Here is a 9,656-nt window from a genome sequence, read left to right as displayed (position 1 = left end):
TGAACATAAAACACTATCAGTAAGTTGGAGTCATCACCTCTTTATTAGTTGATTATCCGGAAGATGATCGATAAATAGCATCGGGATAAATGCAACAAATAAAAAGTAATCCAGTCGGCTATGGTTCATAGCATATACGCCAACGATCGATACGACAGCCGCAGCGGTAATAAAAAATGCCATAAATTTTTCTTTCATCAGACACTTAAAATACTCTGTCTGTGATAAAGAAAAAAACAATGAACCAATCAGCATTGACAGCATTGCTGTCAGCATTGATGGGGGTATCCCTGATGGATGTTTATGCCACAGGAAAATAAAAAACAATCCTGCAACAACAGCGCGAGTCATATTTCCTAATCGCGTAAAGATCAGAGGAATTAAAAGCGATACCCAGAATTCAATACTGATACTCCACGATGGTTCATTGACTAACTTGAAGTCATGCCAATAAAGACCATGAAGAAATAATATATTTTTTAATATCACGCTAATAGAAAAAACATCCGGGCTGGAAACGTAGCCGCCATGGTGCGCATTATAGTAATAAATGGCTACCATCAGCATCGTCGACAGAAAATGAAGCGGCCATAATCGGGCAAATCGTGTAAGAACGTATTTGAAAAAGTTTCCTGATGCGTGGGCATAGGTTAGAACAAAGCCACTCATGATGAAAAAATATACCACACACAGATAGGCACCGCTAAATGGTCTGACTTGCGGCCAACCCATAAAGCTGCCAAACATATGGCTGAGCATGACCATACCCGCCAATATCCCACGAGTGCCATCAATGGCATCAAATCTGTTAACAGACAATCTACACCCCATATTCCAATGAGTAAAACTACATTCTTTTAGAAGAAAGAATTTATTAGTAATAAAAAGAATAGCTATCAATATTCAAAGGTGATTACTGCCCAATAGGAAAAATTTTAAAGGCAGGAAGTCACAAAAAACACAAGTACACACATCGAAATTTTACTGCCCCCAGTAAAACTCGACAAAAAATCTATTACTCTCTAGCTAATAAATCATTAATCTAACAGGAATAGAGACTCGCAAATCATGTGACCACGAGCTCTTTTATTTAACGAAAAAAAATTTTTATTGAAAATAACAAGATCACTGACAAAGAAGTGAAACTTGCTTAACTTCTTTTTGAAATTATTTAAAAAAACGTCTTACCACGCGTAGCGGCTTAGTCAACTTCCAGGATAAAGAAGAGATTAAATTTTTGTGATGCTGATAAATTCATTGAACTCTTGCTGTTTGATAGTCATCTCATGATGCATATCATTATTTTTGTCGGTTAACTGACGAATATTCTGTTCCTGTTCAGTTACCCGCTCTTCAATCTCATGCAATTGATTATGCAATATCGCATTTTCATCCTTTTGCCCGGCGAATGAGTGGGTAAGCGTCTCAACTTCTTGCTGTAATGCGGAGCTCCTGGCCTGGAAAAACTCAAGTTCCTTCAGAACCCGATCTTTAAGAGAGAATAGGTACTCTTCAGCTGACAGCGTGGTGATCCTATGATGGGCGGCGGCGATAAATTCATCATAAAAATCATCACTCTTTGCATCCAGGGCAACAACAAACTCTTTCACTTGCTGATAAAACGGGTGAAATGCCGGACCAGAAATCGTGTTTAAATGCCACTCAAGGAACACGACAACATAGTTTTTATAATCTCTGAGACGGTGTTCCATCATCCCCTGCTGACAGATAAACGCTTTAAGCGCCACCAATGCTTCAACAGCACAGCGGTGCGACTCTGCTCGCGTGGCGGATAGGGATTCACTACGGTTGATGGTATGAGAAATTAACGTTTCATTTAAGACCGAAATTCTGTTCGCCATGAGCATAAATGCGCAGACGAAGAAAAGATCGTTGGTCGTCCTGATTTCCTGAAAGCGAAGCTGATGACTAGTAATAAATTGACGCCTGAGAAGCTTGTCCCATGTCCACCAGACAAAGGTGCGGAAAAAGTCAGAGGGAATATCCTGGGATGAAAAAAACTTGAGATCAGGTAACAGCTCCTGGCGCACTGACCACGGCATCGGAGCATAAACCTGCAAGGCGGGATCAAAAGACTGGCTGCGACAGATAACGACATCCGCTTGTATATCGCTAGCACGTGCGTACATGCGCTCCAACATCATGTTATCGACATAATCGTCGTCATCAAGAAAAATAACGTACTCACCGGTAGCAGCATCCAACCCGATGTTTCTTGAGCCTCCCCCACCAAGATTTGTCGTGTTGTTAATGACTCTAATTCGTGAATCAGTTTCAGCCAGCGCCGAGACAATCTCTAAGGTATTATCGTCAGAACAATCGTTGACAATAATGATTTCAATATCATTTAATGTTTGCGACAAAACAGTGCTCAATGTGTCGGAAATATATCCCGCCGCATTGTGCACAGGGATAATAACGGAAACAGCTATACTCTCTTTTTCAGACATGCAATCACCTTGACGCTTAGCTTATAAACGCAATTATATTTATTTATGGGTAGCGTTTAATTTGTAGGTTGCCAGTTTATTAAGGATGGGTAAGATGAAAGCGACTGAGCTTCATCAAAAATTACTCTTCAACAACATCACGATATGTTTTTAATGTTTTATTAATGATCATCACACTCGAGAATTTATCTTGAATGCGTTTTCTGCCATTGATACCCATTGCGACGCGCGTTTCTGGGTTATCCAACAGGAAACCGAGTTTCTCCGCTAATTCCTCGACAGATTTACTTTTTACAATCAACCCATTATCGTTATTGATAATTAAGCTATCACAGCCACCAACATCATAAGCGATACAAGCGCGCCCGACAGAGGAAGCTTCCAGCAAGATACGCGGTACGCCTTCGGCGTAGACCGACGGCAAAGCAACGATATTTGATTCTTCAATTAAATCAAATACATTAGAGCAATGACCGAGCCAGTTAATCACGCCTTCGCTTTGCCACTTCTGTATCGTCGCCAGCGGAATTGCGTCTTTATCATTCTCAACTAAAATACCGGCAACATTCAGCGTAAAGTGAATATTTTTATTACTCAGTATTTTTTTGGCTTCAATCAGGTCACCCAGTCCTTTACTCCACAGCATACGGCTGGCAAAAAGGACGACCGGAACATCACGCTGCTGCTCCAGAGAGTATTTGTAAATCTCTGGATTAATACCCGCGCCATCAATAACAATAGTCTGTTTGTAATCGATACCAACCAGATCGGCAAGTTTAGCTCTGTCTTTATCATGTTCGAACATAAACAAACTGCATTTGTTACTGGCGATATACTTATATGCCATAACAGTAAAACTTCGCAGCAGCTTAAGACAGGCAGACTCTGCGGAAAATACTCGGCCCAAACCGACAAAACTCAGAATAACAGGACGATGGGTACTTTTAGCCAGAAAACCGCCGATCAAACAGGGCTTGATGGTAATGCAGTGCAACAAATCTGGATTGATGTTTTGAATAATTTTCCGAGCCTTAGAAAAGGCCCGAAAGAAAATCAAAACGTTGAATGATTGGGCGACAAGTGGAATGTTATGGCAAACAAAACCTAATGTCCTGAATTTTTCCGCTATTTTATCATCGACAAAATGGCTAATAATGTGAATCTCATAACCGGCATCTCGGGCGGCAATTGCACGATCGGTCCAATGCAAATCAAAATACCAATCCGAATTTATGAAATAACACAGTTTTTTCATTGCTATGTCCACTTAGTGAAACTTACCGCTGATTCCTTTTACACCATGTACAATCCCACGGCATAAAAACTTTAGATATACCCATTTCCGGCGCTGCACAGGGAATATGGTGATATACTTACACAGGCGCAAAAGGATTGATGAACTACTAAAAATTTCCACTTCCGTGAATATTCTCTTAGCCAAAATCAAGTTCCGACAAAGATAGTAAACCTTCCACTCTGGCGATATAACCTTTCCCTGAATACTCACGTCATGAGTAAAAACAAGCTCCGGTTGATAAGTGATTTTCTCGCCACTTAAAGTTAATTGATAACCAAAATAGAGATCATCAAAATAAAGGAAAAGTTCATCATAAATATGATGAAGGTGCTCATTCAAGACTTCACGCTTAATGATCATGCCAACAAATGAAACGGTTTGCACCAGCATTTTCTTATTATCTGGTACATATCGTTGGGGATGTTTGATATATTGCAAGGTATCACTAAACGAGGTCGGGACTTTTACAAATGGAACATTCATCGCGCATGTCCGGCCCTGTAAATCTTTAACTAAAGCCGTAAAAACACGACAATCTTCTTTATTTATCGTCGCGAACTTATCAAGAATATCACTTTGCGGATAAGCATCATCGTCATAAAAGAAGACCCAATCGCTATCAACAGAGCTGCATATATATTGACTACCGGCCTTAAACCCGCCGGCCCCCCCGTTATTACTGGCCAGATTTAAGACAATGACTCGGGGATCAGTGATTGTCTGCAGCCAGTCAGAGGTCCCATCCGTGGACCCATTATTGACAATAACGATAGAGGTAAAGTGCAGCTTAACAGTTTCAGCAACCGTCTTTTTTAGCTTCTCAAGACGGTTGAAAGTGACTATTAGTGCAGTATGTTTCATCGTACATCGGCCACAAATACAGGCATTGTTTCGTCGTTGGACAATGAAGACAGGTATTTATCGGCCGTTTTTAAGGCTTCTGCAATCGTTACATCCATATCAAGATAGCGATAAGTCCCTAAGCGTCCGACGAAAGTAATATTTTTCTCACCTTCCGCCAGTGATAGATATTTATCCAGCAGAGCCATCTCGCCCATCTGGCGGATTGGATAGTAAGGAATATCATTTTCACCGCAGGCGCGACTATATTCTTTGTAACATACGGAGCCTTCGTGGTTTTCCCACGGGGAAAAATATTTATGTTCGGTAATGCGCGTATACGGGACATCAACTGAGCAATAGTTCATGACCGCGCAGCCCTGGTAATCACCTTGCCAGGTAAATCGCTCAAAGTCCAGAGTACGGTAGCCAAGACGCCCATGCTGGTATGAATAGAAGGCGTCTAACGGCCCGCTATAAAATACATGATCATAACTTTCGCGATTTTCAGCCGCAAACTCACGCTGTAATTGCAGAGTGATATTTTCATGATCGGCGATCGCTTCAATCATATGGGTATAGCCTAACTTCGGCATGCCCTGGAATTTATGATTGAAATAATTATCGTCATAATTGAAACGCACAGGCAAACGTTTGAGTATAGATGCCGGAAGCTCAGAAGGCTGCATCCCCCACTGTTTTATGGTGTAGCCTTTGAAGAACGCTTCGTATAATTCTTTACCAATGAAGCGCAAGGCCTGCTCTTCAAAAGTCTTCGGTTCCAGAATGGAACTATCACCTTTTTCGCTAATGAGCGCGCGAGCTTCATCAGGAGAACAGGTTTTAGCAAAGAACTGATTAATAGTATGCAGATTAATCGGCAGTGAAAAAACCTGACCATTAACAGTAGCTTTTACTCTATTCACATAGGGCATCATTTCCGCATACTGATTGACATAGTTCCAGACGGTTTCATTATCCGTATGGAAAATATGCGGACCGTAGACATGAACCATGACATCAGTCTGAGGATCGCGAGTGTCATAAGAGTTTCCTCCAATGTGGTCCCGCTGATCGATGATTTTAACCTTGTGACCTTGTTCAGCAAGCTGGCGGGCAATGACCACACCTGAAAAACCAGCGCCGACGATGAGAATATTGTTACGCTTCATAATGTATCTCCAGTTGTATTAGCCAAGAATCGAACGGCGAACTTTATAATAATATTTGATGAGCTTATTTCTTCTTGGCGAACCGACAGGAGCATATTTGTTAACATATGGCATTAAAGCTCTTTTAATCTTTGTCTGCAGTAACACGGTTTGCTGCAGTTCAGTATGTTGGTTAGGTACTACCGTGGCCACAGGTAACTGGCGATAGTAGATTTCTTTCTCCCATGGCGTACTTAAAACATTCTCAAGAAAATCATCATAGAAATCGACTTTCTCAGTATTCCATGGTTTGTTTTCACCCGCATAGTGAATCATTTTTGGATTTCTTCTGGCTTGCAAAAAGCGCATATAGGTTGAAAACTTGAGATTCGGGAAGAAATCATCGGTATTACCATTACCATGGTACACGTTCCATTCTAATGGTAAGAATTTGACTCGGCCAAAGAAGACTTTGTTCATGATATCCTGATCTAAGAACCAATACTTTTTGGCTTTCAATGCTGACATCAATTGAGCAAAGGTATTCTCTGTAACCATTTGTTCGACATTAAAAACAATAATCCCGGCCTGAAAATATTCGTCAGGATTAGTCATTCCTAATGTCTTTTTCAGGTATTGCTCTGCAGGCATAATGCCATCATCTGATTCTGACATGGTACCAAACTTCACAAACCCTTCCATGACGATGTCTTTAACAGCGGCAACCAGGTTAGTGCCGATCTCGACATCCAGAAGTGTCGCCAAATCAGCCTTCACCACGGTGTCAGAATCGATAAACACAACTTTTTTATACTCGCGGAAAAGTTGCGGGATGAACAAGCGCGCATAGGTCGACGCACTAAAATGTGCACGGGTATGAACATCACTCATCTCAGTGAATGAATTCACATCAAAAAAGCGCAATGATATGTTGTTATGACCAGCAACTAGCTTGATAAGGCGTTGTTTATTTAAATGACTGACCTTATTTTCCAGAACAACGATATCATAGTTTCTGTTCGCATCAGAATGGAGAACAATTGAATTGATTAATGCCCCGCCACTTAATGCATAGCTATTATCAAAACTAATAACAACCGGTACGCTTTCGTCAAAAACGGGCTTTAATTTACCATTAAATGTTTCAGCAGTAACAAACGTGCGCTGTAGTTCTTTTATTTTTAGCTGTTTATCTTGTTGACATTTGATGATATAGATATTGAATAAACGCTCAGCAATGTGTCCTATAACTCGTTTTTCTTGAGCGTTGTAGTTATTCATCGAAATCCGATCTTCAAGATTAGACAAAATAGCAAAAAGCCATTCAGAATAATCCAGGAACATGTCCTTGCGCATAACAAACATGTTCGTATAATAACCATCAGTTGCATTATTGAATTGTTGAATCGCAGCTTTATATTGTGGATACAGCTCTTCAACGACATCCAGGGCAGACTGATAGTCTTTAATGTGTAAAAACTCACCTTTTGCATAATGATCAAGGTTATTCTTACTTCCTGCCGATGTTACCGACCATTTTTTGGGTAACAGCAGATCATATCCATCGACGCAGGTGCTTATGGATTCATCACTTAATCCAAACTGGCTTTCGTATTCGGCATTGATGAGCGGGTAGTTGACTACCCCCCAGTTATCCTCAGGATGATTTTGTTGTTCTGCAAAGTTCAAGTGTCTGCGGTAATGCATGAATCCCACATAGTCAGCCAGAGATTCATTCTTCCACACCCAGTAGTGGGCCGTCAGCTCACAATAGAAGGGGTTTTTAAAGGAAATGTTGTCTCCGCTATCATCCCCTTCACAGCCAATATCATTATAAGTATTAGCCTTCCCGACATGCAGTGGTTTAATAATAGAGGCATTTAGAAAAGCACTGGGTTTGTGGTGACATGTATAAATTTTGATACTATTCATCTTATTACCAATTATTAAGCCATTGCTTGCTTGTAAAGTTCAATGATTCTCTCTGCTGAGCCAATTTCGCGGAGTTTATGGTTTTCGATCCAAACAACTCTGTCACAGATTTTTTCAACATCACTCATATTGTGGCTAACGAATAATATCGTTACACCCTTATTTTTGAAGTCTCGTATTGTTTGTATACATTTGGCCTGGAACGAAATGTCACCGACAGCAAGTACCTCATCGATAATAAGTATATCGGGTTCTACCTGGCTGATGACAGAGAATCCAAGCTTCGCAAGCATACCACTTGAGTACACGCGAATAGGTTCGTCAATGAAATCACCCAGCTCGGAGAACTCAATTATCCGATCCATCCGTTGCTGAACCTCTTTGCGGCGTAGCCCAAGCAGGGTCGCATTGAGATAAATATTTTCTCGCCCGGTTAATTCAGGGTGAAAACCGCCGCCTAGCTCAAGCATTGAGGCAACGCGCCCCTGGGTTGTAACAGTGCCTTTTGTAGGCTTAATGACGCCGGCCACCAGCCCGAGGGAGGTACTTTTCCCTGCGCCGTTACGACCAATCAGCGCTACGGCCTCGCCTTTACCCACGGTGAAGGTAATGTCTTCGATCGCAAGATATTTACGCCCTTTTAACAGCTGAAAAGCTCTTTTAGGGTGAAATACGAGATCCTTAATTCCTGAGCCAATATGGTGGTAAAGAGGATACTCTTTCGTAACGTGACTAAAGTTTATTACTGGTTCCATTACAAAATCTCTGCAAATCGATATTTTAATTTATTAAAAATACTCAGGCCCACAATTGTCAGGACTAAACCTGTAATGTAAAGGATTGAAATATATTCATAATTTAAGACGCCATCCATGAACAGCTGCCGCCAGCTGAGGATCATGCTTGCCAGAGGATTATAGGTAATAATCCAGCTAAATTTTTCAGGAATCATATCTGACGCATATAATATCGGCGTGCAATAAAACATGAGCATGATACCAAGGCTGACAAATCGCTCTAAATCCCTGAAGAACAGATTTAGCGTAGAAAATATGATTGAAATACCAAATGTAAAAATCACCTGACCAAGCGCAATAATTGGTACGCCCCAGAGCCATGAGAGCGATGGACGCATACCATACACGAACAGGAATGCAATAATCACAGGAATTGTACACAAGAAATGTAACCCTTCCATCATGACATTACTCAATGGAATAACTGAGCGCGGAAAAACTGTTTTTTTGATTATTTGCGCATTGGCTATAAACGAAAACAAGGAATTTGTCGCCGAGCTGGCAAACCATTGCCACGGAAATAAACCGGTAATCAAGAAAAGGGTATAATTCGGGATCTGCACTCGCATAACGAGCTTAAAAATGAAATAATATATCATTGCAAAAAGCAGTGGATTCGCAATTGACCATAAGTAACCAAATACGCTGCTTTTATAACGTACCTTTAAATCTTTGTTTGTTATAACAACAAGAAGATCAAACAAATACCCTATATTATACTTCATTTTTATACTCATAAATTATTCTACAAAAAATTCCGTACGTAATATGTATCAAACAGAATTATCGATAAGATCTGCTGTGCTCGAGAGACGAACAGCTATTCCCATAAACAAAGACCAATTGTAACATTATTTTGCACAAGCAATATGTAAACAATCTTTCCTGCGCATTAGCACTCCGGAATCGGAGATGATCGCTAACCTCAGTAACCGCTGAATGAAAATGTGATTCTCGTGGAAGACACATAAACCATCCTTTAAGATTGTAAATAAAATGTTAAATCGAACAATGAGTTTATTCTAAAATTCAGACACGCTACCGCCATTGGCTATCGCAACCAAAATGCGGACTCCCCTCTCTAAAGTGTCTGTCTTACCCGGTCTTACCGTAACGAAGAGGATACGCTCGTCGTTAGGGAAGGTGCGAATAAGCGGGGAAATTCTTC

General features: G+C 40.8%; 8 protein-coding genes. All 8 read right to left on the bottom strand.

What is annotated here, in order from left to right:
- Positions 1–33 precede the first annotated feature (33 nt).
- Positions 34–819 carry an acyltransferase family protein gene (locus FDX01_RS04205; protein WP_249360857.1) on the bottom strand — a complete coding sequence of 262 codons (786 nt, stop codon included), beginning with the start codon at positions 817–819 and terminating at the stop codon, positions 34–36.
- A 410-nt stretch (positions 820–1,229) separates the two neighbouring features.
- Entirely contained in the window at positions 1,230–2,471 is a 1,242-nt protein-coding gene (locus tag FDX01_RS04200; RefSeq protein ID WP_137399281.1) for a glycosyltransferase family 2 protein, read from the bottom strand.
- Positions 2,472–2,592: 121 nt separating this feature from the next.
- The gene (locus FDX01_RS04195; RefSeq protein WP_023157139.1) at positions 2,593–3,738 is read right to left on the bottom strand and encodes a glycosyltransferase family 4 protein; all 1,146 of its coding nucleotides are present in this window, start codon (positions 3,736–3,738) and stop codon (positions 2,593–2,595) included.
- Positions 3,739–4,629: a glycosyltransferase gene (locus FDX01_RS04190; RefSeq protein WP_000683047.1), complete on the bottom strand. Its 891-nt coding sequence runs from the start codon at positions 4,627–4,629 to the stop codon at positions 3,739–3,741.
- On the bottom strand, positions 4,626–5,780 hold the full coding sequence (glf, locus tag FDX01_RS04185; RefSeq protein ID WP_016247610.1) for a UDP-galactopyranose mutase: 1,155 nt from the start codon (positions 5,778–5,780) through the stop codon (positions 4,626–4,628). The genes FDX01_RS04190 and glf overlap by 4 nt, the downstream gene beginning before the upstream one ends.
- 18 nt (positions 5,781–5,798) lie before the next feature.
- Entirely contained in the window at positions 5,799–7,691 is a 1,893-nt protein-coding gene (locus FDX01_RS04180; RefSeq protein WP_016247611.1) for a DUF4422 domain-containing protein, read from the bottom strand.
- A 14-nt stretch (positions 7,692–7,705) separates the two neighbouring features.
- A complete protein-coding gene (gene rfbB, locus FDX01_RS04175) occupies positions 7,706–8,446 on the bottom strand; it encodes an O-antigen export ABC transporter ATP-binding protein RfbB (protein ID WP_000433876.1) in 741 nt (246 codons plus the stop codon).
- Positions 8,446–9,213 carry an ABC transporter permease gene (locus tag FDX01_RS04170; protein WP_015583927.1) on the bottom strand — a complete coding sequence of 256 codons (768 nt, stop codon included), beginning with the start codon at positions 9,211–9,213 and terminating at the stop codon, positions 8,446–8,448. The genes rfbB and FDX01_RS04170 overlap by 1 nt, the downstream gene beginning before the upstream one ends.
- Between the last annotated feature and the right edge of the window lie 443 nt (positions 9,214–9,656).

This window comes from Citrobacter sp. wls613 (genome assembly GCF_005281195.1).
GTDB classification, from domain to species: Bacteria; Pseudomonadota; Gammaproteobacteria; order Enterobacterales; family Enterobacteriaceae; genus Citrobacter; species Citrobacter gillenii.
Note: the sequence above shows the minus strand (reverse complement) of the source record. Positions and strands in the feature narration are given on the sequence as shown.

What these genes read in the sequence shown, in the direction of transcription:
- FDX01_RS04200 (WP_137399281.1), bottom strand. Translation starts at nt 2,471, where the DNA reads ATGTCTGAAAAAGAGAGTATAGCTGTTTCCGTTATTATCCCTGTGCAC.
- FDX01_RS04190 (WP_000683047.1), bottom strand. Translation starts at nt 4,629, where the DNA reads ATGAAACATACTGCACTAATAGTCACTTTCAACCGTCTTGAGAAGCTA.
- glf (WP_016247610.1), bottom strand. Translation starts at nt 5,780, where the DNA reads ATGAAGCGTAACAATATTCTCATCGTCGGCGCTGGTTTTTCAGGTGTG.
- FDX01_RS04180 (WP_016247611.1), bottom strand. Translation starts at nt 7,691, where the DNA reads ATGAATAGTATCAAAATTTATACATGTCACCACAAACCCAGTGCTTTT.
- rfbB (WP_000433876.1), bottom strand. Translation starts at nt 8,446, where the DNA reads ATGGAACCAGTAATAAACTTTAGTCACGTTACGAAAGAGTATCCTCTT.
- FDX01_RS04170 (WP_015583927.1), bottom strand. Translation starts at nt 9,213, where the DNA reads ATGAAGTATAATATAGGGTATTTGTTTGATCTTCTTGTTGTTATAACA.